At 45.4% G+C, this 21,797-nt stretch carries 21 protein-coding genes and 3 pseudogenes; 14 read left to right on the forward strand and 10 right to left on the reverse strand.

Annotated elements, in window-relative coordinates; all coding sequences use genetic code 11:
* Positions 1–10: 10 nt before the first annotated feature.
* Positions 11–611: pseudogene (yfbR, locus tag AC0L66_RS05350) on the reverse strand (5'-deoxynucleotidase).
* An 82-nt stretch (positions 612–693) separates the two neighbouring features.
* The gene (locus AC0L66_RS05355) at positions 694–1,908 is read right to left on the reverse strand and encodes a pyridoxal phosphate-dependent aminotransferase (RefSeq protein ID WP_473568619.1); all 1,215 of its coding nucleotides are present in this window, start codon (positions 1,906–1,908) and stop codon (positions 694–696) included.
* Positions 1,909–2,140: 232 nt separating this feature from the next.
* Here AC0L66_RS05355 and AC0L66_RS05360 point away from each other — a divergent pair.
* From AC0L66_RS05360 to AC0L66_RS05400, 9 genes and pseudogenes are all read left to right on the forward strand, one after another.
* Positions 2,141–3,449: pseudogene (locus tag AC0L66_RS05360) on the forward strand (isochorismate synthase).
* A complete protein-coding gene (gene menD, locus AC0L66_RS05365) occupies positions 3,446–5,176 on the forward strand; it encodes a 2-succinyl-5-enolpyruvyl-6-hydroxy-3-cyclohexene-1-carboxylic-acid synthase (RefSeq protein WP_265675907.1) in 1,731 nt (576 codons plus the stop codon). Before AC0L66_RS05360 ends, menD begins: the two are co-directional and overlap by 4 nt.
* An 85-nt stretch (positions 5,177–5,261) precedes the next feature.
* Positions 5,262–5,720, forward strand: a complete 459-nt coding sequence (locus AC0L66_RS05370; RefSeq protein WP_473569187.1) for an alpha/beta fold hydrolase — start codon at positions 5,262–5,264, stop codon at positions 5,718–5,720.
* 13 nt (positions 5,721–5,733) lie between these two features.
* Entirely contained in the window at positions 5,734–6,021 is a 288-nt protein-coding gene (locus tag AC0L66_RS05375; RefSeq protein ID WP_473568620.1) for an alpha/beta hydrolase family protein, read from the forward strand.
* A gap of 25 nt (positions 6,022–6,046) precedes the next feature.
* A complete protein-coding gene (gene menB, locus AC0L66_RS05380) occupies positions 6,047–6,913 on the forward strand; it encodes a 1,4-dihydroxy-2-naphthoyl-CoA synthase (RefSeq protein WP_265675905.1) in 867 nt (288 codons plus the stop codon).
* A 109-nt stretch (positions 6,914–7,022) separates the two neighbouring features.
* The gene (menC, locus tag AC0L66_RS05385; RefSeq protein ID WP_473568622.1) at positions 7,023–8,015 is read left to right on the forward strand and encodes an o-succinylbenzoate synthase; all 993 of its coding nucleotides are present in this window, start codon (positions 7,023–7,025) and stop codon (positions 8,013–8,015) included.
* Positions 8,016–8,046: 31 nt separating this feature from the next.
* Positions 8,047–8,436 (forward strand): AMP-binding protein, encoded by a 390-nt coding sequence (locus AC0L66_RS05390; protein ID WP_473568624.1) that lies wholly within the window; start codon positions 8,047–8,049, stop codon positions 8,434–8,436.
* Positions 8,437–8,585: 149 nt separating this feature from the next.
* A complete protein-coding gene (locus AC0L66_RS05395; protein ID WP_473568626.1) occupies positions 8,586–9,518 on the forward strand; it encodes an AMP-binding protein in 933 nt (310 codons plus the stop codon).
* Between the two features lie 71 nt (positions 9,519–9,589).
* Positions 9,590–9,772, forward strand: coding sequence for a hypothetical protein (locus tag AC0L66_RS05400; protein WP_265675902.1), 183 nt, complete (start codon positions 9,590–9,592; stop codon positions 9,770–9,772).
* A 112-nt stretch (positions 9,773–9,884) separates the two neighbouring features.
* Here AC0L66_RS05400 and AC0L66_RS05405 read toward each other — a convergent pair whose 3' ends face one another.
* A complete protein-coding gene (locus AC0L66_RS05405; RefSeq protein ID WP_473568628.1) occupies positions 9,885–10,271 on the reverse strand; it encodes a hypothetical protein in 387 nt (128 codons plus the stop codon).
* 22 nt (positions 10,272–10,293) lie between these two features.
* A complete protein-coding gene (locus AC0L66_RS05410) occupies positions 10,294–11,565 on the reverse strand; it encodes an SgrR family transcriptional regulator (protein WP_473568630.1) in 1,272 nt (423 codons plus the stop codon).
* A gap of 140 nt (positions 11,566–11,705) precedes the next feature.
* Between AC0L66_RS05410 and AC0L66_RS05415 the strand changes: the two genes are divergently transcribed.
* Together AC0L66_RS05415 and AC0L66_RS05420 are read left to right on the forward strand one after the other, a co-directional pair.
* Complete coding sequence (locus tag AC0L66_RS05415) at positions 11,706–12,248, forward strand: outer membrane beta-barrel protein (protein ID WP_265675900.1); 543 nt, start codon at positions 11,706–11,708, stop codon at positions 12,246–12,248.
* A gap of 150 nt (positions 12,249–12,398) precedes the next feature.
* Entirely contained in the window at positions 12,399–12,821 is a 423-nt protein-coding gene (locus tag AC0L66_RS05420; protein WP_473568631.1) for a hypothetical protein, read from the forward strand.
* Positions 12,822–12,904: 83 nt separating this feature from the next.
* Here AC0L66_RS05420 and AC0L66_RS05425 read toward each other — a convergent pair whose 3' ends face one another.
* From AC0L66_RS05425 to AC0L66_RS05435, 3 genes and pseudogenes are all read right to left on the reverse strand, one after another.
* The gene (locus tag AC0L66_RS05425; protein WP_473568633.1) at positions 12,905–13,882 is read right to left on the reverse strand and encodes a YeiH family protein; all 978 of its coding nucleotides are present in this window, start codon (positions 13,880–13,882) and stop codon (positions 12,905–12,907) included.
* A gap of 121 nt (positions 13,883–14,003) precedes the next feature.
* Positions 14,004–15,881, reverse strand: a pseudogene (locus AC0L66_RS05430) (MFS transporter).
* 17 nt (positions 15,882–15,898) lie between these two features.
* Complete coding sequence (locus tag AC0L66_RS05435; RefSeq protein ID WP_265675897.1) at positions 15,899–16,489, reverse strand: TetR/AcrR family transcriptional regulator; 591 nt, start codon at positions 16,487–16,489, stop codon at positions 15,899–15,901.
* Between the two features lie 264 nt (positions 16,490–16,753).
* On the opposite strand from AC0L66_RS05435, the gene AC0L66_RS05440 reads away from it, so the two are divergent.
* From AC0L66_RS05440 to AC0L66_RS05450, 3 genes are all read left to right on the forward strand, one after another.
* Positions 16,754–17,644 (forward strand): Tim44 domain-containing protein, encoded by an 891-nt coding sequence (locus AC0L66_RS05440; RefSeq protein WP_473568635.1) that lies wholly within the window; start codon positions 16,754–16,756, stop codon positions 17,642–17,644.
* Between the two features lie 224 nt (positions 17,645–17,868).
* Entirely contained in the window at positions 17,869–19,053 is a 1,185-nt protein-coding gene (locus AC0L66_RS05445; RefSeq protein WP_265675895.1) for a BamA/TamA family outer membrane protein, read from the forward strand.
* A 49-nt stretch (positions 19,054–19,102) separates the two neighbouring features.
* Positions 19,103–19,621 (forward strand): GNAT family N-acetyltransferase, encoded by a 519-nt coding sequence (locus tag AC0L66_RS05450; protein ID WP_265675894.1) that lies wholly within the window; start codon positions 19,103–19,105, stop codon positions 19,619–19,621.
* A 174-nt stretch (positions 19,622–19,795) separates the two neighbouring features.
* Here AC0L66_RS05450 and AC0L66_RS05455 read toward each other — a convergent pair whose 3' ends face one another.
* From AC0L66_RS05455 to AC0L66_RS05465, 3 genes are all read right to left on the reverse strand, one after another.
* Positions 19,796–20,410 (reverse strand): outer membrane beta-barrel protein, encoded by a 615-nt coding sequence (locus AC0L66_RS05455; RefSeq protein WP_473568638.1) that lies wholly within the window; start codon positions 20,408–20,410, stop codon positions 19,796–19,798.
* A gap of 206 nt (positions 20,411–20,616) precedes the next feature.
* Positions 20,617–21,027: a helix-turn-helix domain-containing protein gene (locus AC0L66_RS05460; protein ID WP_473568639.1), complete on the reverse strand. Its 411-nt coding sequence runs from the start codon at positions 21,025–21,027 to the stop codon at positions 20,617–20,619.
* 183 nt (positions 21,028–21,210) lie between these two features.
* Positions 21,211–21,753 carry an outer membrane beta-barrel protein gene (locus AC0L66_RS05465; protein WP_265675891.1) on the reverse strand — a complete coding sequence of 181 codons (543 nt, stop codon included), beginning with the start codon at positions 21,751–21,753 and terminating at the stop codon, positions 21,211–21,213.
* Positions 21,754–21,797 lie beyond the last annotated feature (44 nt).

Here is a 21,797-nt window from a genome sequence, read left to right on the forward strand (position 1 = left end):
TAGAGGCGGGTCAACTGATCTCATCGAGCGATAGTTCAAAGCTCGGGGCAAAGGTATGCAGGAAATAATTCATTTCCTCAGTTGCTATGGATTCAAGTGTTTGGTCGAGTCGTTTTTTCGCTAACGCAAATTCGTGATTGCCCGCACTGAGTTCTTCAAGACATTTGAGATAAGCACAAAGAGAATCGGCTTGTTTGACGATTTTAGTGTCTTCTTCATAAGCGCTAGTAGAAACGAGAAAGGGCTTAAAATCTTCTTGAAACTCTTCAGGCAACATGGACAGAAGTTTTAACTCGGCGGCGGCTTCAATTTTTTTATATTCTTTGGCGATTTCAGGGTTGTAGTATTTTACAGGGGTGGGGAGGTCGCTTGGTTAACACTTCACTGGTATCGTGATACATGGCTAAGATGGCAATGCGTTCGGGGTTGGTTTTTCCACCAAACTTTTTGTTTTTTATTATCGCGAGTGCATGCGCGACAAACGCAACTTGAAGGCTGTGCTCGGAGATGTTTTCGTTGGATACGGAACGCATTAAAGGCCAGCGTTGTATGAGCTTCATCCGTGCTAAGTGGGCAAAAAAGTGGCTTTCTTTGAGACAACTGTTTTCCATTGGGCAACCTCCCTAAAAAAATGCCGCACCTCACAGTGCGGCATTCAATAAGAATAGGCTTATTAATAACAATATGAAAGAGTTACTGGCTATATGTTGTTAGGAATTTTTCAAATCGCCCAATGGCTAATTCTAGATCTTCGACATGCGGCAGTGTCACAATGCGGAAGTGATCGGGTTTTGGCCAGTTAAAGCCAGTGCCTTGTACTAGCAGTACTTTTTCTTGTTTGAGAAAGTCGAGTACCATGCGTTGATCATCTTTGATGTTGTACATCTTAGTGTCAATTTTGGGGAACAAGTACATGGCGCCTTTCGGCTTCACACAAGAAATACCAGGGATCTGTGTGATGAGGTCGTACGCGCGATCTCGTTGCTCAAGCAATCGACCACCGGGCAGAATAAGCTCATTAATACTTTGGTATCCACCAAGCGCGGTTTGAATGGCATGTTGCATAGGCACGTTGGCACAAAGTCGCATGGAGGCGAGCATTTCTAGACCTGCAATGTAGCCAACCGCATGCTCTTTTGGCCCGGTTAAAAACATCCAACCGCCACGGAAGCCACAAACACGGTACGACTTAGACAAACCATTAAAGGTTAAAACCAGTACATCTTCAGCAAGTGTTGCCACTGGAATATGTGTTGCGCCATCATAAAGCACCTTGTCATAAATCTCGTCAGCAAAAATAATCAGTTTATGCTGGCGAGCAATTTCGATCACTTCAAGCAAAAAGTCGCGACTGTAGACAGCACCGATTGGGTTGTTCGGGTTAATTAGAACGATGCCGCGTGTTTTCGGTGTAATCTTTTTCTTAATATCATCTAGGTCTGGGTACCAATCCGCTTCCTCATCGCAGAGGTAGTGAACGGGCGTGCCGCCAGATAGAGAAACCGCTGCTGTCCATAAAGGGTAGTCAGGAGCGGGAACTAACATTTCATCTCCGTTGTTTAACAGAGCTTGCATCGCCATTACAATAAGCTCAGATACGCCATTGCCGATATAGACGTCTTCAACATCTAAACTGTGAATGCCTTTCTTTTGATAGTGTTGCACCACAGCTTTACGAGCGGAGTAAATACCTTTGGAATCACAATAACCTTGCGATGTTGGTAAATTTCTTATCACATCGACTAAGATTTCATCGGGGGCGTCAAAACCAAAGGGGGCGGGGTTTCCTATATTTAGTTTCAGGATTTTATGCCCCTCTTCCTCCATGCGCTTAGCATGTTTGAGTACTGGTCCTCGAATGTCGTAGCAGACATTATCGAGTTTTGACGACATCTCGATATTTTTCATTGTTATGTTCCTAAAAATCCGATAATTTCTTTACCAAATTACACCAGATTGCGTTTTTATAGAATAAAAATCTAAGAAAACTCACAAATAAAGTGTTGATATGAATCTGGTTGTGACGTGCTACAACACGTGGCTAGCAAATTAGGGTAATGGCGCTTGATCTATCCTGTAGGTATAAATACAGTAGCTTCTGTATTACTGATTAAATTAAAGAAATCGTTTTGAGGTTGATTTGTCTCATTTAGAACAAGCTATTATCCAGCTTCTTGATAAGTTGAAGAGTGTACCGCCGGGTACGAAGCGTCTCGAACAACCATTGGATGGTAAACCCAAGTCATCAAGTATTGACTGGTTAGATGTGCAACCTCATTATCCTAAGTTCTACTGGCAGTCGCGAGATACTCGTGAAGAAGTCGTGGCTTTGGGGCAGTTACATACGTTTTCTGAACCCGCGCCTGCGTACGCGATCTTAGATCATAATCAACGCGTATGGGGTGGACGCTCTTTTGATGGTCATACGGCCAAGAACCGCCGTTGCATGCCTGCTTTCTTTTTTCTTCCGCAAATAGAACTGATTCGTTTTGATAAAGGTTGGCGCTTAGCAGTCAATATCGGGACAAACGTTGATATATCAATACGAGCTCTCCAGCGGCTGATTGTTTCTCATCAGGACTTGCCTCCTATTTCTACCTCGGTAGTAGCGATGACGCACACCCCTACAGAAGAAAAATGGGGTCAGTTAGTTGATGATGTGTTGCAGGGAATTCAGCACAATAAATTTAAAAAAGTGGTACTGGCACGCAAAACGTCAATTGATCTGCAAACGCCAATTTCTCCCGCTCAACTGCTAAAAGCCAGTTATTTGAACAACCATCATAGCTTTCACTTTTTAATGGCGCTGTCTCCCAAGCATAGCTTTGTTGGGTCAACACCCGAACGTTTGTATCGACGCCGTGGGCAAGAGCTGGAGACGGAAGCATTAGCTGGAACGATAGGTCGAGGAGGGAATGCCTCTCATGACATGCAATTATCTAACTGGCTAACCCAAGACGTTAAAAATATTAATGAAAATCAGTATGTCGTGGATGATATTCAGCAAAGCTTGGCGCCGCATTCACGCATGGTTGCGATAGAAGAAGAGCTTCGTTTGGTTCGTCTGCGAAAAGTTCAGCATCTGAAACGTAACATTCATGCCCAACTTAAGGCCGGAATTAATGGCGTGCAGTTGTTGCAAGCGTTGCAACCAACGGCGGCGGTGGCGGGTTTACCGCGTCAGGCTGCGATGCAGTACATAGAGCAAAATGAACCTTTTGCTCGTGGCTGGTATGCCTAGCTCTGTCGGGTATCTTAGTCACGATGGTGCCGAGTTTTGTGTGGCGATTCGTAGTGCATTGATCGTTGAAGACCAATTGCAACTGTTTGCGGGCGCAGGCATTGTTCCCGGTTCTGTTGCTGATCACGAATGGCAAGAGCTGGATAAAAAAATGTCGACCTTGCTTAGCCTGATTACTGAGCATCCGTTACTTGGAGTGGCATCATGATGGCACACCAAGCCGCATTAAATCGGGTGTGGACAAAGGTCATGTTGGAGGCGCTGTATCGACAAGGGGTACGCCACCTTTGCATTGCTCCCGGCTCTCGCTCCACACCGTTAACATTAGAAGCGGTCGCACACGGTGGTTTTACCTTGCATACCCATTTTGATGAACGTGGGTTGGGTTTTCTCGCGCTGGGGCTAGCAAAAGCGACCAATAACGCGGTCGCGGTTATTGTCACGTCAGGCACTGCGGTGGCTAATCTACTGCCTGCTGTTGCCGAGTCTATGCTGACCAAAGAACCGCTGATATTGCTGACGTCTGACCGTCCGATCGAGCTGGTGGAGTGCGGCGCAAACCAAGCCATAGTGCAAACGGATATTTTTTCTCATCACGTGACCAAATATGTCGGGTTGCCTTCTCCTAATACCGCTGTTTCATTAAATTGGCTGCTAACCACCATTGATTCGGCGTTTGTCTCGCAACAGCAAAATGGTGGAAGCATTCACATCAACTGTCCTTACCCAGAGCCATTGTACGGCGGGGAAGACCAATCGATGTTTGAGGCGTATCGAGGCTCAATCAAAAGCTGGCTGGCAAGTGATGATGTTTATGTGCGATATGAATTACCTGTCGTTGGTGATTATAGTGAGAGCGTAAATAGGCTAGGTCTAGAGGCGAAAAAAGGGGTCATTCTTGTTGGGAATACGAGCTTGACTATCGCCAATCAGGCGGCCGCGTTGGCTCAATCGTTGGGGTGGCCGATTTTGTTTGACCCTCAATCGGGTCAAGGTGGCGATTGGCAACATTATGATCTTTGGTTGCAAAATCAAGTAGCACATCAGCATCTTTCACAAGCCGATTTTGTCTTGCAAGTTGGTGCTAGGTTTGTGTCTAAAAGGCTTAACCAATGGTTAAAGGAACAAGTGACCAGCGGCACCCGCTGCGTCTTGCTCAGTGAGCATTGGGATCGTATCAACCCTGACCATTTGCCGATGACACATTTGTCGGTGAATATAAAGCAGTGGCTAGGGGATGCATTGGCGATGTTAACGTCACCTCAATATGCACACTGGGGAGATGATTTGACTCGGTTTGCCTCTGCGACCCAACATTTATCGGCTCCAAGTGAAACAATAAGTGAATTGGATGTCGCGAAAAGTACGCAGGGTTTACCCGAAGGGATACCGTTGTTCTTGGGTAATAGTCTTATTGTTCGGCTTGTTGATATGGTGTCTTCGATTCATGGACGTCGTACTTATAGCAATCGCGGCGCGTCAGGAATTGATGGGCTAGTGGCGACGGCGAGTGGTGTTGCTCGTGCCGAAGAGTCGCCAATTGTGATGTATCTCGGTGATACCTCGCTCTTATATGATTTGAATTCGTTAGCGTTGTTTAGTCATTCAACGAAGCCGAACGTCATAGTGGTCACGAACAATGATGGTGGCGCGATTTTTGATTTACTTCCGGTTCCCGTGGAACAAAAAGTCGCTTGCTATCAAATGCCTCATGGCTTCACGTTCCAGCATGCGGCTGCGCAATTTGGGTTGCAGTATTGCCAGCCTCAATCAAGTGATGAGCTTGAGTCGACGCTGCTTAATCACTTAGCGAACGGTACAAAGACGCTCTTAGTGGAAGTGAACACGCCTAGCGAAGAAGTCGGCGGTCACATTCGTTCGCTTGCCCAGCAGGTGAAAGCGTTGAAACTCCCGCACTTGCATCATGCCGAATAACGATCATTTACTAAACTCTCATTTACTGAGCACGCGGTTCCTGCCGGGATGCCAACCGCACACGCATCGACCTATATTGGTCTTTGTGCATGGCTTTCTTGGTTCGACCGATGATTGGTGTAACGTCACTGATGAGCTGACGGATTACCCACGTTTGCTCCTAGACTTGCCAGGACATGGCTTAAGTGCCCACGTCACATGCTCTGGGTTTGAAGAGGCAAGTTTGTTACTGGGTATGGCAATTCAACGTGCTTTAGATGAATACCAAATTGACCCAGTGACCCCCGTGTGTCTAATTGGCTATTCATTGGGGGCGCGATTGCTGATGTATCGCTTAACGATGGACGATCCAGAGACATGGTGTACAAACCCAATTTTAGGGCTGGTCATTGAAGGCGGCAATTTTGGCCTGCAAAGCCATGATGAGCGTCAGCAACGCCTAATGGCGGATCAAGTCTGGGCAAGACGCTTTCAGAATGAAAAAATTGCAGAGGTTTTAGCCGACTGGTACCAACAAGCCGGTGTTTTCTTCATTAAATCATGAGCAAAGACAACTTTTGATCGTGAAGCGAAGTGTTAACCTAGGCAACAAATTAAGTGCGATGCTTGATAGCACCTCATTAGGGCGGCAGCCGTACTTACTAGACAAAGTGCAACAACTGAGTTTTGACTCCGGTCATACGCCGTTATTCATCAGTGGTGCAAATGATACTAAGTTCACTGCACTGGCAAGGCTTAGCGGCCTAAATCATCACGTGGTTCCGCATGCGGGACATAACGTTCATAAAGAGCACCCTAAGGCGTTTACCTCAGCTCTGCTCAAGTATATAAACACACCGAACTAAACGGTGGCTAACATTGGAACATACCATGGCAAAAACAGTTGGATTAACCGAAGAAGAACTTTATGCACCCGTAAATTGGGCTGACGTTACTTGTGACTTTGAAGATATTCAATATCACAAATCTGAAGATGGTATTGCGAAAATTACTATTGCACGACCACAAGTTCACAATGCATTCACGCCTCGTACCGTTCAAGAAATGATCCGTGCGTTAGCCGATGCGCGCTATGATGAAAATGTTGGTGTAATTATCTTAACGGGCTTGGGTGAAAAGGCATTTTGTTCCGGTGGGGACCAGTCCGTTCGTGGTGACTACGGTGGTTACCAAGATGATACGGGGACGCACCACTTAAATGTTCTCGATTTTCAGCGTCAGATCCGCACCTGTCCTAAGCCAGTGATTGCTGCTGTAGCAGGTTGGGCGGTAGGTGGTGGTCACGTGTTACACATGATGTGTGATTTGACTATTGCCGCAGACAACGCCCAATTTGGTCAAACTGGCCCGAAAGTCGGCTCGTTTGACGGTGGTTGGGGGGCTTCTTATATGGCGCGTATCGTTGGCCAAAAGAAAGCGCGTGAAATCTGGTTTTTGTGTCGTTTTTACGATGCTCAAGAAGCGGTGGACATGGGGCTGGTTAACACCGTGGTTCCTGTTGCTGATCTAGAAAAAGAATCGATTCGTTGGTCGCGTGAAGTGCTGCAACACAGCCCAATGGCGCTGCGCTGCCTCAAAGCGGCACTCAATGCTGATTGTGATGGTCAGGCGGGTCTGCAAGAGCTTGCGGGCAATGCCACCATGATGTTCTACATGACGGAAGAAGGTCAAGAAGGGCGCAATGCGTTTAACGAGAAACGTCGTCCTGATTTCCATAAATTCCCACGTAACCCTTAAGCGACAACCGTAATAACGCCGCTCTTTTTGATTGAAAGAGCGGCCGACAACACCTATCTTCAATGCTTCTAACTTGTTCAAAATAACACTTAAACGCGGAATGTCGACCATGAGACAAGCAAAGCTTTATCGCTACACGCTACCGATGGACAGTGGCGTGATCTTACGAGATACCAAACTCACCTCACGTGAAGGGTGGGTTGTTGAACTGATTGAAAACGGCAAACATGCGTTGGGCGAGATCGCACCGCTACCGGGTTTTAGTCAAGAGTCATTACAAGAAGCTGGCATTCAAGCGCAGCAATACCTTGAATTATGGGTGAAAGAAGGCCATCTTGACTCTGATCTTGACGAGTGTTTCCCTTCAGTGGCATTTGGCTTATCGTGCGCGGTAATGGATCTGGCTAATCGCTTACCGATCAGTGGCAATTATCAGGCGGCGCCGTTATGTTCGGGTGATCCTGATGATCTTCTTCCTATCCTCAATACGATGCCCGGTCATAAAGTCGCAAAGATTAAAGTGGGTATGTACGAAGCGATTCGTGATGGCATGATCGTCAGTCTATTCTTGGAGTCCATCCCTGATTTGACGTTGAGGTTGGACGCCAATCGAGCATGGAGCCTTGAAAAAGCCAACAAATTTGCTTCTTACATCTCGCCATCGCTGCGCCAGCGTATCGCTTTTATTGAAGAGCCGTGCAAAACACCGGGTGATAGCCTCTCTTTTGCCATTGATACGGGAATAGCGATAGCGTGGGATGAAACGTTACAAGAAGCGGTGCGAGCATCGGATTTTTCGGTCCGCTCGTTAACTGGAGTAAAAACGCTGATTATGAAACCGACATTGGTCGGTAGTTTAGAGAAATGTATATCGCTGATTGAAGCGGCGCATCAGCACGGTATCCAAGTGGTCATTAGCTCGAGTTTAGAAAGCAGTATCGGTCTTAATCACCTTGCTCGTTTTTCTCAATGGCAACTTCCAAATGAAACGCCGGGTCTTGATACGATGCAGTTGTTCGCCGCCCAACTTGAAGTGACGTGGCCAAAATGTCGACTTCCTGTCTCAACACTGGATGAACAGACGTTGTACTGGCAGTCGTAGCGAAGTGGCAAACTATGGAGACCATGAGCGCGTGAACGTATGGACAGCGTGGGCGCAGCACAAGCCTAATGATACTGCGGTAGTGACGGTAAACCGCACCTACACTTGGCAACAGATCCAGAAAACAGTACAGCAATATCAACAGTGCTTAATTAACGAGGGCGTACAAACTCACGACGTGGTGTGCCTAGTAGGGCGAGCCGAAATCGACCTTGTGTTCGCTTATTTGGCGTGTGTCGCTCATGGTGCGATACCGGCGATGGTCTCGACATCAGCAAATATAAATGACCTAGCTAGAGACGCTATACAAAGCGAACGAGAAGGCCTACCTATGGGATTGCTCCGATTCAGGTATCGATTTTACTGCGCAGAGTCTGACAAGAGACTGTCGTTCAATACGTCTGCATTCACTCGAGCATAAATCGCACCTTGAGAAAAGGCCGTCACTTGAGGTGTTCAGCGATACTGATCTAAACCAACGCGCCTCGATTATTTTTACCTCAGGATCGACTAGGTCAACCTAAAGCGGTCGTTCACACGGTTGAGCAGCACCTAGCATCCGCAAGAGGATTGTTAGAGCGGTTTACGTATCGTGACACCGACAGCTGGCTGCTTAGCCTACCTATGTTTCACGTCTCCGGTTTGGCGATTATCTGGCGTTGGCTATCCGTCGGTGCACAGTTAAAAATTGCCAGTGGTGTATTTAGCCAAGACATCGTGGATGTCAGTCATGCGTCTTTGGTTGTCACGCAGCTGAAACGAATTATCGATCAGCGTATTCCCAATCAGCTTAAACGCGTGTTACTGGGTGGCAGTCATATCCCTGCAGATTTGATCCAACAAGCTCAAGCTTTGGGCATTGAAATGTGGATGGGGTACGGCATGACAGAAACCGCATCAACCGTCACGGCCAAGCTCGTTGACCAACAGTATTCTTCTGGTACCGCCTTACCCAATCGACAAGTTAAGTTACAAGATCAGCGCATACAGGTCAGAGGGGCAGTATTGTCTCAAGGCTACTTCTATCAAGGACACCTTCGAGCGCTGGCATTAACGGATGGGTGGTTTGATACCGGGGATCTGGGGCGCTGGAGTGAAAATCATGAGCTGCTTGTGACTGGACGAGCAGACAATTTGTTTATCTCAGGTGGGGAAAATATCCACTGTGAAGAGATAGAAGCGGTATTAAATCGACTTCCCAATATTATTCAGGCCATTATCGTACCTGTTGGCTGCGATGAGTTTGGTGCGTGTCCCGTTGCCGTAATACAAAGCTCAAATATCAATAGTGATGACTCAGAAATGAGTCCATGCGAATGGAGCTCAGATGAAAAGTTAGTAATGAACCAACGACTTAAAGGCACTGGTTTAGAGACGTTTAAATATCCTGTCGCGTATTATCATCTACCAGAATCATTGGCGTCGTCAGGTATTAAAATATCAAGGGCACAAGTTAAAATCTGGCTATCAAGCGCGCAGTCTGACTATGTGGTTATTTCATAGTCCAAAACGGAATTTTCTCTTTGGTCATTGCTCACCATAATGTCTCTAGGATAATGACGTGAGCAAATGGAATGAATATAACTCTTGGAATAGCAATTGTGCTGCAGATTTTACTGGCACTCTCCACGGAAGGGCTGCCACGGGCAATGGCGGAGCTCACCGCATTCATTCTCACCGTTGTGTTGTTCGTTAGTGTAAAGCGCCGTACAACATCGTCGACTAAACCGCCTCAATCAATGCTCAGCAGTAAATGAAGAAAAAAACGATACTTTTTTCGCATGTATGTTAGTCGGTTATTCGCAATCAATTCGGTATTTAAACGGTACGATGCATGCCATGTTGCTCATCCATTGTAATGACATACTTTTAACGCTGATGATCGCGCTTATCAAACCATAGGTCAGATAAATTCATCAGACCGAGCGAATCCGTACTTTCTCCTCGAAGTGACTCATGGGTGGTGAACGAAACGGTTTTCCCCCACAGAGGAACAATGAAGTGTTTCTGCTTACATACTTCTTCAATATCTAAAAATAGCTGAGATAAGTGGCTGGAATGTGCAATCGCATCTTTCCATTGCTTATGAAGAACGGGAGGAAGTAACTGCTCAGTCATTTTATTAGCAAGCAACCAATAAAACTGGTCAAGTAATATGTCATGACCAAACAAATAGTCGTTTAGCCAGACATCCGCTTCGCTTAATTCATTGGTGGGTTTTAGAGTCGCACCAGTACTTGATAGGCTCTCTAACATTGCCGCTAAGGCACTATTTTCATTATTCCAATAGGTTATTGTTTCCCCCTAATGCGGAGTGTTCATTTGAGTCTAGATCACTCGTTGCCAAATATGTTGATGTATTAAAGTCGTCGCCAAACAGATTCTGACACGACAGTTGGGTTGATTGAGAGGTAGAAAAGTGCTGATGTGAGGTACGTTTTAACCTTGATGCCAGTTGTTCTCGGACATGAACGGGAACATGGTGAGCAATACACACCGCTTGGCACCCTTTTAGTCGGTAATGGGTGGTACGCTTTGAGTGGGCTTGTCGTTCCTTTTCACTGTGCATTGCAACCTCGGTTTGAACACTGATATTATTTTGTTCAAGCTGGTCAGTCATATTCGAATCCGCCACCCAGAAATCCGCTCGTTTTAGTATCCCGTGTACCCCAAAGTATTGCTCGTTCTTAATTAGCGACCAGTGTTCAGGAAGGCGAGTCTCCCAGCGATAGCATCCTGTGCCAAATGGAAACTCTGGGTCACGCTCATTATCCAAATAAACACTACAATGAATGTCAGCTAACGCATGCAAAAATATCGGGTCATCATGATGCAAAGTGACTTCAAGCCAACGTTTGTTGACTGACACCGATTTTACACTCGTGAATAACGGTGTATGTTTGGTGAGTTTGATCATGTGGCTCTTTACATGTTCTGGTGTCAGTAACTCGCCATTATGGAAATAGACGTCCGGACGAATTCGAAAAAAGTAAGTGTTATTCGATTGGTAGAACTGGTGTGCTAAGTGAGGAGTAAAGGTATCGCTTACAGAGTTGAATCGGATTAACGTATCAAACATCGCATTCACGTATATCCCAGACTGAAGTTCTGTCATCGTCATAGGGTGGCAAGGAGGTAATGAATAACCCACCAATCCATTGAGTTCATCAGAGCGCTCAAGGTCATCAGAATATACTTTTAACCATTCTGGCAGTTTTTGTTTGAAAATATGTTGATAGTGAAAAATAGTCGCGTACTTAAAAGCTTCGTTTAGCCCGCCATTTTGTATCATTATTTTCAATTGCTCAGTGAGTAGGTCCTGAAACGAGCACAGAATTAACAGCGTAGATTTATTGCCACGACCTTTCCCCGGGTGCCACTCTACCCAACCTAAAGACGCTAGGTTATTCATTATCTTAGTGACATTCCGCGTTGAACATACGAACACGTCTGATAGCTGATTTTTATCTACAATGGCGCGGGTGAGATGAAACCGTTGCTCCAATTGCTTAAGGCGTTGTAATTGAATGACGTTGCCAGACTTGTCCACAAAATACCTCGAATAATACGGAATGTAGGCAAAAGTGTAGATCAAAATAAAAAAGGTGAATAGTCAAAAAGTAGATGGTCCTCTTTTAATCGTTCGCCCTGCGAAATACTAGGGGAAGCCAATAAAATGAGGTATGTAACATGAACAAAGCAACCGTTGCTTTTTTATCACTCTCTGTTGTATCAACGCTTAGCCAAGCGGCCACAATGAAAGATTTTTTTTCAGGCATCACGGTAGGCGCAGGGTATGCAACCGACAACAGCCATGGAAGTACGTTACAAGGCTACTCGGTTTTCTCTCAAGGCTATCTCGTCCCCTCGCTAAAAGAGAGCCTATTTACTGATTTTCGAGTCACAACAACATCAGGAAATTTGAGCTCTAACTCCGATGCTGAGAAAAAGTATGGTCACTCGGTTGATTTAGACCGATATCAAGCTGCTATCGGTTATGGGATGCCCTATCACGTTTCAAACTCTGTCGTGGTTAAGCCTTATGTTACTGCTGGTTGGTCGTGGGATAAGATAAAAGGAAGCGGACAAAACGAAACTAATAATAGCTTTGTTGCTTCAGTCGGAGTGAAAGGGGAATTCAACGAGCACATTATGACTGGTGTTAGTTACTCAAAAGAAACGAACGGATTCAAGTCTGGTCAATGGTTGGTCGATGTTGGTTATCAATTTTAGAGATTTAGATAATGAGAGATAGAGAGCCGACGGCATAGTGGCAAAAAGATGGATGGTACCCCAAAAAGTGAAGACTCCCAGTATCGGGAGTCGTTCAGACTTCAGTGGTACCAATTGAAAACAATCGCAATAAATCAATAGGTAACCAGAATGCACTTTAGAACCATTTTTATCTTGGCTGTGACCGCAATTATTATGACAGGTTGTGCAACCGCACCCCAGTTGTCTCGTTCGGAGTGGCACCAAGTCACGACGCGTCATTATGATGGAGTGACAAAAAACCAAGCACTTGATGCCGCCCGATCGGTTTTAGAAAAATCTGATCATGATTTCGAATTTACGTACCCTGATGACCAATTGTCTGCGAGCCGAGAGTGGTGGAGATATGTTATTTTGTCGACGCAAAACGGGGCGGATAACTGGATAGTAAAGGCGTATGAAGCCAATGGGGGAGTGGATGTGAAAGTGAGCATTGGACGTCAAGAAGGCGCAACGATGCCCGCTATCACATCGGAGGGGGATTTTGTTTCGATAGAATCAATCGCATTGGGTAAACCGTATAACCAACCCTAAAGTATATGAGTTCTTTTTTAAGCGTTTAGACTCAGAATTGGATCACACGATACCTTGGCTATCGTGTGATGATTTCGACATAGCTAACAAAGACGCGGGTTATCTTTGCGGTGTAACTTCTGATTAACTACGCAAAACCGCGTCATCAGCCAACCCAACGAAATCGTCGAAATCAATAGCCACAGAGTAACACCAAAGATCATGGGTTTACTTCCCGCTTGCTTGAGTTTATCAACAGAAATGCTGCAGCCAATCAAAAATAAGCACACCACCAATAACTGTTTCGAAAGTGCGAAGATGCTTTGGTAGGCGACGTCAAATTGTGGAAAGTAGTCACTAACTAAAATCGCGGCGCAATAAAACACAATGAAGTAAGGGATGGTGATTTTCTTTTGCTTACTGCTAAAAATCAGTGCGCTAATAAAAGCGACAGGCACAATCCATAGCGCGCGAGCTAATTTAAGCGTGGTTGCGGTTGTCAGGGCTTCTTCACCATACGCCGATGCTGCCCCTACAACAGAAGAGGTATCGTGGATGGCGATGGCCGCCCATGTACCAAAGGTGTGCTGATCAAGCTGTAACGCATGACCAATGACTGGAAATACAAACAGAGCCACAGAATTAAGCACAAATACGGTGGCGAGCGCAATGCCAATCTTTTCGTCATCGGCATTAATCGCGGGCGCGACAGCGGCGATGGCGCTTCCGCCACATATCGCCGTCCCGGAGGCAATTAAATATCCGGTTTGTTTTTCAACGCCCATACGTTTGGCAAGAAACCAACCGACGATCAGCGTACCAAAAATGGTTGCAACGATAATGCCGATACCATGGCTGGTGGCTTGAATGGCCTGATCGAGATGAATCCCAAACCCCAGTCCGACAATAGAATAGGCAAGCAACGTTTTGGTAAATTTCGCTAATGGCAACCCGCGTGGAACTAAGCTGAAGGTTGTCAGCAGAAAACCCAGTATCAACGCAATTGGCGATGATATCCAAGGGGTGAGACAAACAACTAAGGCTAGAAAAAACAGCGGAGACGATCGAAGCAAGGTCAGCATAGGTAACCGTAAAAAATAGGATGGCGAATATCAGTATCGCCATCCTATCCTTATTTATTGGATAGAAAAATCTTATATTAATGAACTAGCGTTCAATAATACTGAACATGTAGCGTGTTAATCAGCGATATTGACCACGCAGCGTCGAGACTTTCTCGAACATCACTTGGCTGCTTGCTTCTCTTGGTTCTACTCGGTTCACCCGTTTCAACTTCCAGTTTCGCTCGGAATCGATTGGGTAGACCTTTACAAGCACGACCTTTGTGACGGCTGAAATAACTGCCCCATAGCCCTTTGAGTGCCATTGGGATGACGGGTGCGGGAGAGCGCTTCATAATCAAGTTAACACCACGCATAAACTCGTTCATCTCACCATCAGGGGTCAGACGCCCTTCTGGGAAAATACACACCACTTCACCTTGACGTAATGCCTCTTCAATTTCACCAAAGGCTCGGCGAATTGAACCTTGTTTCGTCGCAGAAATAGGGATGACGCCTAACCCTTTAAAGAAGCGACGTGCTTAGGTTTAAAGTTGGCGTAATCTTCTTCCATAACAAAGCGCATCGGGCGTGGACAGGCTGCCGTTACCACCACGGCATCCATATAGCTGACGTGGTTGCAAACAATCAACGCGCCGCCTTCTTTTGGGATGTGGTGAAGGTTCTTAAGATTGACTCGGTAAAGCATTGCCGTTAGGCCGCGGACGATCGAGCAAACGACAAATACAGGCGCTTGTCGAAATAAGTAAACCGCCATCGCGAAATTCAATAATGCTAGAACGAGAAACAGTTGTACGATCGTTAATTCGAGTACCGACAAGGTGACGATACCCAAAACTGCGCTGCCCACCATAAACAGTGAGTTGTAGATATTAAGTGCGGCAATCACTCGAGCGCGCTCTGTTTCTTTCGCTTGTTGTTGCATTAGTGCGTAAAGCGGCACAATGAAGAGGCCGCCAGAAATGCCCAGCAGCAGCAAGAAGCCAAAAACAGGCCATAAAGCTGAATGTGCGACAAATGCAGAAAAACCATCAAACAGCGGTAAATCACTCGGGACAGCGTAAGCCATGAGCGCCCCAAAAATGGTGATACCAAGGCTACCAATTGGCACGATACCAATATCAATGCGGTTTCTAGACATCTTGTCACACAGCATAGACCCTAATGCGATGCCAACAGAAAATAGCGCCAATAAAAAAGAAACCGCCGCTTCGTTGCCCATAAGATGGTTTTTAGTGAAGTTTGGGAATTGCGTTAGATAGGTTGCGCCCAAAAACCAGAACCAACTGATGGCCATGATGCATTGAAACACCACACGATCTTGATGAGCAATTTTCAGCGTTTCTTTGGTGTGTTTAATTGGCTGCCAACGAAACTTCAAATTAGGGGCACTGGCGGCCGCTTCAGGAATGTAGCGACTGGATAGGTAACCCGCAATAGCAAAAATGACGACACTCGCTGCAGCGACGTAGTTGGCATGCTCAGCTGACGCAATTAGCCCGGCACCTAATGTCCCTACAAGAATGGCAATAAACGTTCCCGTTTCAACGAGAGCATTGCCGGAAAGGAGTTCATTAGGCTTTAATTGTTGAGGTAACAACGCGTATTTCACGGGACCAAAGAAGGCCGATTGGGTGCCCATCAAAAACAGTAAAAAGAGCAAAATGCCATAGCTTTGTGTGATAAAACCAATCGCCCCTAAGCACATGATGGCGATTTCAATCAGTTTTACTTTACGAATAAACCATGATTTTTCGTATTTGTCTGCAAGCACGCCCGCGGAGGCCGAAAATAGGAAAAAGGGCAGGATAAACAGACCCGCAGCGAGGTTAATAAATAAGTTACTCGACATACAGTAATACTTGGGAGCTGCAAACGCAACGAACAATAACAATACATTCTTAAAAATGTTGTCATTGAAAGCGCCAAAAAATTGAGTAATGAAATAGGGTAAAAAGCGCCTTTGTGAGAGCAAAGAGCCTGATGTCGAGTGTGGCATTGCCGTTCCTTGTGGTGTTACCAGCTTTGTAGGTATTTCGAGATAAGGTCTCGAATAAGCTCGTTGCCGTCGATAGGTTCGGCAGAGAAAAATTTATCATCAACACTCAGTAACGTAATACCGTGTACGCCTGCCCATAGCACGCGACTGGCTTTTAGTATTTCGGAGTGTGATTTATCAGGTCTATGAACAGAGAGTAAGCCTTCAAGCATTGCGGTCATTCCATTGATACGCTGTGCTTGCCATTCAGGCAGGCGGTCACCATTCATATTATGTTCAAAAATCAATTGCCAACGGTAAGGCGATTGCTGGGCAAAATCGTGATAGCAAGCCGCTAAAGCATAAAGCGCTGCTTCTGGGTTTTGAGCATGATCAACCACACTTTTTGCTTCACTTGATAAGTCATCAAGTGTTTCGGCAACGGCTCGTAACAGTAGAAGGTTATAACTGCCAAAAACATTCACCAAAGTGCTTGGTACATAACCGATCAGCGTAGCGATCTTTCGCAGGCTAAGCGTGTGATGTGAGTTTTCGTTAAGGTAGGTTTTGACCGTGCTAAGTGTTAGCTGGACAAGCTCTTCCCTTGTATGATCGTTTCTACGGGCCATGATAGTGATAATCGAATTGAACACAGTTCACTATTTTAGAGTGAGGTACTAGCAGCGTCAACTGATGAAGCCTTGTATGAGAACAGAGAAACGCGAATTCAATAGATGAAACTCACGTTGTTTGCAACAAACGTGCAATATTCTGAAACAAGTCGGATCATATGATGCTTTCCTTTAGTGCTAAGCTCAGTATATGATTCGTTAACCATCGTATTCCCTACCGCAGAGTTTACGATATTACGTAACAATAAAAAAAGGTACAGAATGAAACGTTTATTCTCTTTCATCGCGTTACTCGTACTTGCAGTAACGGTGAACCCTGTTGCTGAAGCGAAGAAATTCGGTGGCGGTAAATCGTTTGGGAAAAGCTTTAAAACGGCGCCAGCGCCAAAACAACAAAAGCAAAATACCAACACGGTAAGACAAGATCAAAATAAAGCGGGTAGTAAGAAAGGCCTGATGGGTGGACTGCTAGGTGGTCTTCTTGCTGGTGGCTTACTAGCGGCATTCTTTGGCGGCGCATTTGAAGGTATCCAGTTTATGGATATTTTGATTATGGGCCTGATCGCCTTCGTTATCTTCAAACTAATGAGGCATTTACTTGGCGCGAAGCAGGGCAGTATGAACCAGCAGCGTCAGCAGCCTGCATTTGGCGGTAATGGCGCACGTAACCCGTTTGAGCAAAAGCAGCAATCACAACAAAACTTTCAAAGTTTTGAGCAGCCTCAGAATGCGGCTACAGGTGGTGGTTTTGGCGCTGCGGGTCAAAGCGATATTCCTCACAATTACCCACCGGGATTTGATGCTGCAGCGTTCTTAAATGGCGCTCGTGAGCACTATCGAATTCTGCAAGGTGCGTGGAACCATAATGAGCTGCATACTATTGAAGAGTATGTATCGCCAAGTTTGCTACAAGACTTAATGGCCGAGCGCGCTAAGCTTGAAGGCGAACAACACACTGACGTGATGTACGTTGATGTTGAAATTGTACGCGGCGATTATGATGCGAATAAAGCTCAGCTAAGCCTACAGTTCTCAGGTCGTTATCGTGATGCGGCAGAAGGCATTGAGGAAGATATCGAAGATATCTGGCACCTAGAGCGCGACCTAACGGCGCAGAATGCACCATGGTTGATCGTCGGTATTCAAGGTTAAGATTACTTCAGTCATTGACCACTTTCTCTACGAGAGTTAAGTGTTTGAGTTACGACGACTAGCAATGAAACCGTGGCAAAAGGCCACGGTTTTTTTTACCTAACATCTGTCGTTTTATTATCGTTGCAGCAATTAACTGGATATTTGCACGCCTTGAAACTTTTTCCCGTATAATTCTGCCCATTGTTTTGTCCTAATCTGTGATGAATTTAAGAACTCAATCTATGCGCAACCTATTTTCTACTGTTCTTTTTGGCTTCTCCTTTATCGGTATTGGTTTTATCGGCAGCTTTCAGGTTGCCGCAGCGCCTAAAGAAGTTGTTCCCCTTTTTGAATCCAAGCCAAACCCAACCACCGATGCGCTAGATAAAGTGCTGGATGTGTTCGGTGCTGAATCGGAATACGATTCATCAAAAGGCTTAAATTCAAGCTATATTCCGGCGGTGTTTTACAAACCAGAACAAGGATTAGGACTAGGGTTGCTGTATGTCGGGTTATATGGTGACGAAACGGATGGTACTGGGCAGCCTTCATCTTTGGTTGTGAATCCGTATGCCTCCTCAAATGGCTCTGCGGGGATCACACTAAGTAATAAGCATTTTTATAATGGCGGCGATAATCGTCTTTATACCGATCTTAAAATTTTCGATGATGCGGCCACATACTACGGTCAAGGCTATGACAATGGTCAGCAAGACGGTAATCTCGTCAATTTTAAAGAACAGGTCATAGATATTAAGCCGACTTGGCTTAACCGTGTTTCCGGTGATTACTTTATTGGCTTTGGCGGTAACATCAAATCGGTCAAGCCGCATGAAATAAAGTCTGACACGCCTACTCAAGAGGGGGTGGCATCGGAGCTTACCGACAATACCAGTTATGGGCTGTTTGTATCGAATGTGTATGACTCACGCGATAACGTCACCAATGCTTCTCGAGGCACGTTGTTGCAAGCTGATATTGGCTTGTATCACGACACCACCAACTCAGAAAACTTTGGCAAATATTCAATAAAGGCATCGCAGTATTTAGCATTAGCTCCGATGCCAGGTTTGCTTGCGTGGCAAGTTCAGGCCAATTTAACGTCGGGTGAAGTACCATGGAATCATCTTCCGGATCTCGGCGGTTCAGATGCGATGCGTGGTTACATTCTTGGACGCTACCGTGACAACCAAATGATGATGGGGCAAGTTGAATACCGATTACCAGTGTATTGGCGTGTCGGAGTCGTATTCTGGGGGGCGGCAGGTACCGTTTCCAATGATGTGTCAGGGTTGTGGGACAATACTCTCGCGAGCGCAGGGACAGGCTTTCGATTGAAGATTAAAGATACCGTGAATGTTCGTGCTGATATTGGTTATGGTGAGCATGGTGGTACGTTTTACTTCCATGTCAACGAGGTGTTCTAAACGGACTAGATAGCCCGTTCATGTGGTACGTATTTACTAGGAAAAAGCGATGGAAGGCATACAAGTAACCTTGCTTCATCTTGATGATTGTGCGGCGCTGCTGGCATTTGAAACAGAAAATCAAGCGTGGTTTGAACAGCATGTTCCACCCCGTGAGGATGGCTTTTATTCTTTAGAGGGCGTAAGAGCTCAGACGCAAGAGTTCCTTCTTTATCATCGCGCTGGTTTAATGCTTCCTATGCTAATTAAAACGGCAAGCGGGGATATTTGCGGTCGTATTAACGTTAACGTCAAAGAAAGCACACCAACAATGGCCGAGATTGGTTATCGCATTGGACATGGTTATCTTAAGCAAGGCATTGCCTCATCGGCGCTTCAACAATTGCTGCAGCAGTTACGCAACTCTAGCGCATTAACGGAAGTTTGTGCACATGCTGTGACGAGCAACTTGGGGTCTAGGAAAGTTTTAGAAGGGAATGAATTTAAGGCTGTTAAGCACATTAAAGCTTTCGCGAAAATCAATGACCTTGATGTCGATGTGATTCAGTATCACAGAATGCTGAATTGATTGCATAAAGTTCGATGTTGTATTGTGAGAATATGCAGTCGTGCAAGTTGGCATGGTGTACGGCGTTGATAGCGTTCCATGCTATCTAATCTATTTAATGTTTAGTGACACAAACTCATGTTGATTTGTCCAATGTTATACTGCCGATTGAATAGTCGTTGAATGATGGTTGCGTTAGAATTTATACCCCATTGTTAATGTCCAAGACGTACCTAGTCGGGTATCCAGATAGAGGCCAATAGGGGTGTTTAAGCGTGCACCTAATGCCATATAAGAGGCGGTGTCATCCAGTTTATGGTTATACCGTTCATGGTTAATTCCCGTGTCTATATACCCACTAGATGAGCCAGTTGTATGTTTAACGCCCAGTGCCACGTAGGGTTTCAAATCATAGCTGCCTGCAATGAAAGCGTACCCTAATTCTGCCTCAACATTGACTACGTCTATGTCAGCTTTTGCTTCTCGGTAGTAGCGAGCATGATCGAGCCCTATCGTGTGCGTCCCTTTAACGTCGTGGCTAAGTTTACTGTATCCCAAGTTTAACGAGATAATTCGGTTGAAGTCATAGCCGTATTCTATTTTGAATCCGTTTAAAGGGTCGTTATGGTCGACCGTTTGAGGGTACTGGGTGTGCCAGTCATCAATAGTAGTAAAATGCAACGTACTCTGTATTTCTGTTCCTTGGTCTATTCCCAAACCAATACGATGACCAGAATAGTCTCGATCTACCCCCAACGTTTTGTTAGATGCTAGTGACGAGTCTGCATAACTTAACGCGCTATTCGCCATTAAAGCTAGAACCAGAGGGGGAGGGTGACGGCTAATTTCATGTATGTGCTCCGATATTTCATCATATAAATGGCACCGAGTGTGCGCTATGGATGAAGATCCTATCAGAGCGAATGTCCGTAATTTGGAAAGTAGTACGACCTAGTGTCCTTAAGTTGGATGAGTGAAGCTGGTGTCACCTCATTTAGCCATAACATGATTGGTCGCTAGCGTGTGTTTTGATCTCGCTTTTGCAATGAAGTATAAAATTTGGAAAGGAATTCAATATCTTCTTGTGGAGCGGAGAGCATCACATCAAGGAACTTTAGCGTACTGGCGGGTAATGGTAATTGTCCACCATGGTGTCGCTCCAGGTTCGTCATCGGAAACAATTGAAGTATGCTCACGTCTAAGGCCTTTGCAATTCGGTAGAAATCTTGAATAGTGAAATGGCTTTGTGCATCACGATCCATCTTTTCATATAGACCCGAACGTCCAATCCCGGTTTTTTTTGCTAGGGCGTTTTTAGAGAGCTTGGCTTGCACCATCAACGCTTCAATTCTCTCTATCACCATTTTTCGAAATATGGCTTCTTCTAAGCCAAAAAATTCAAAACCTTCTGTTTCAATCTCTGCCATGACCATTGTCCGTATTTCTGCAAACACTCATCTAATACTATCTGAATTACGGATATTGCAAACAATAAGTTTGTCCCAAATCCCAAATAACGGTGACTACTCCGATAATTAGCAGACTCCGCGATGAGTGTTTGTTCGTCGTTAGCGACTAAAAGTTAAACGCTCTTAGCTAATAGCTATTAGCTAAAAATTAAACTTTGCCCCTAGGTTGGCAGAAGACGTATTGTAGACAGCAATGTTGTGGATCTCGTAGCTTGCTTGAATAGCAAAGTTTGGGGAAATATCGTATCCAGCGCCCAATCCATATACCGAAGCGGTATCAGATACCGCGGTATCATCAGTGGTAACGTTAGTGCTTATTTCTGAATTGATTTTATGAAAACCGAATTTAGCCAGCGCATAGAAGTGATCACCGATGTAAAGCTTTGGCAGCACGTTAACACCATAAGAGGTCATAGACAGTTTATAGTAGTCGCTGCCGATGGATTCTGTTGTCGAGCCTAAGTTCTTGTACTCAATTTCGGTACCAATCACGAAAAAGCTGCCAATAGGGAAGTCGTATCCACCATTCACGGCGTAGCCATTTTCGACCTCATTGCTGGCCACAAACGCTGCGTCATAATTCATCTTTGAGTAGGCGGCGCCAAGATAAAAGCCTTCGCTCGCCATGGATGATGCAGACACAGAGCTTATGATCAAGGAAAGTGCTAATAGTGTTTTTTTCATTCTGATTTCTCATTGGATGTTGTTATTAGGATATGAGAGATCTT

It is taken from the genome of Vibrio sp. GJ43-1, from assembly GCF_055808835.1.

Coding starts and splice junctions, on each gene's coding strand:
- AC0L66_RS05355 (WP_473568619.1), bottom strand. CDS start 1,908: ATGAAAAATATCGAGATGTCGTCAAAACTCGATAATGTCTGCTACGAC.
- menD (WP_265675907.1), top strand. CDS start 3,446: ATGATGGCACACCAAGCCGCATTAAATCGGGTGTGGACAAAGGTCATG.
- menB (WP_265675905.1), top strand. CDS start 6,047: ATGGCAAAAACAGTTGGATTAACCGAAGAAGAACTTTATGCACCCGTA.
- menC (WP_473568622.1), top strand. CDS start 7,023: ATGAGACAAGCAAAGCTTTATCGCTACACGCTACCGATGGACAGTGGC.
- AC0L66_RS05400 (WP_265675902.1), top strand. CDS start 9,590: ATGAATATAACTCTTGGAATAGCAATTGTGCTGCAGATTTTACTGGCA.
- AC0L66_RS05405 (WP_473568628.1), bottom strand. CDS start 10,271: ATGTTAGAGAGCCTATCAAGTACTGGTGCGACTCTAAAACCCACCAAT.
- AC0L66_RS05415 (WP_265675900.1), top strand. CDS start 11,706: ATGAACAAAGCAACCGTTGCTTTTTTATCACTCTCTGTTGTATCAACG.
- AC0L66_RS05420 (WP_473568631.1), top strand. CDS start 12,399: ATGCACTTTAGAACCATTTTTATCTTGGCTGTGACCGCAATTATTATG.
- AC0L66_RS05425 (WP_473568633.1), bottom strand. CDS start 13,882: ATGCTGACCTTGCTTCGATCGTCTCCGCTGTTTTTTCTAGCCTTAGTT.
- AC0L66_RS05435 (WP_265675897.1), bottom strand. CDS start 16,489: ATGGCCCGTAGAAACGATCATACAAGGGAAGAGCTTGTCCAGCTAACA.
- AC0L66_RS05440 (WP_473568635.1), top strand. CDS start 16,754: ATGAAACGTTTATTCTCTTTCATCGCGTTACTCGTACTTGCAGTAACG.
- AC0L66_RS05445 (WP_265675895.1), top strand. CDS start 17,869: ATGCGCAACCTATTTTCTACTGTTCTTTTTGGCTTCTCCTTTATCGGT.
- AC0L66_RS05450 (WP_265675894.1), top strand. CDS start 19,103: ATGGAAGGCATACAAGTAACCTTGCTTCATCTTGATGATTGTGCGGCG.
- AC0L66_RS05455 (WP_473568638.1), bottom strand. CDS start 20,410: ATGGCGAATAGCGCGTTAAGTTATGCAGACTCGTCACTAGCATCTAAC.
- AC0L66_RS05460 (WP_473568639.1), bottom strand. CDS start 21,027: ATGGCAGAGATTGAAACAGAAGGTTTTGAATTTTTTGGCTTAGAAGAA.
- AC0L66_RS05465 (WP_265675891.1), bottom strand. CDS start 21,753: ATGAAAAAAACACTATTAGCACTTTCCTTGATCATAAGCTCTGTGTCT.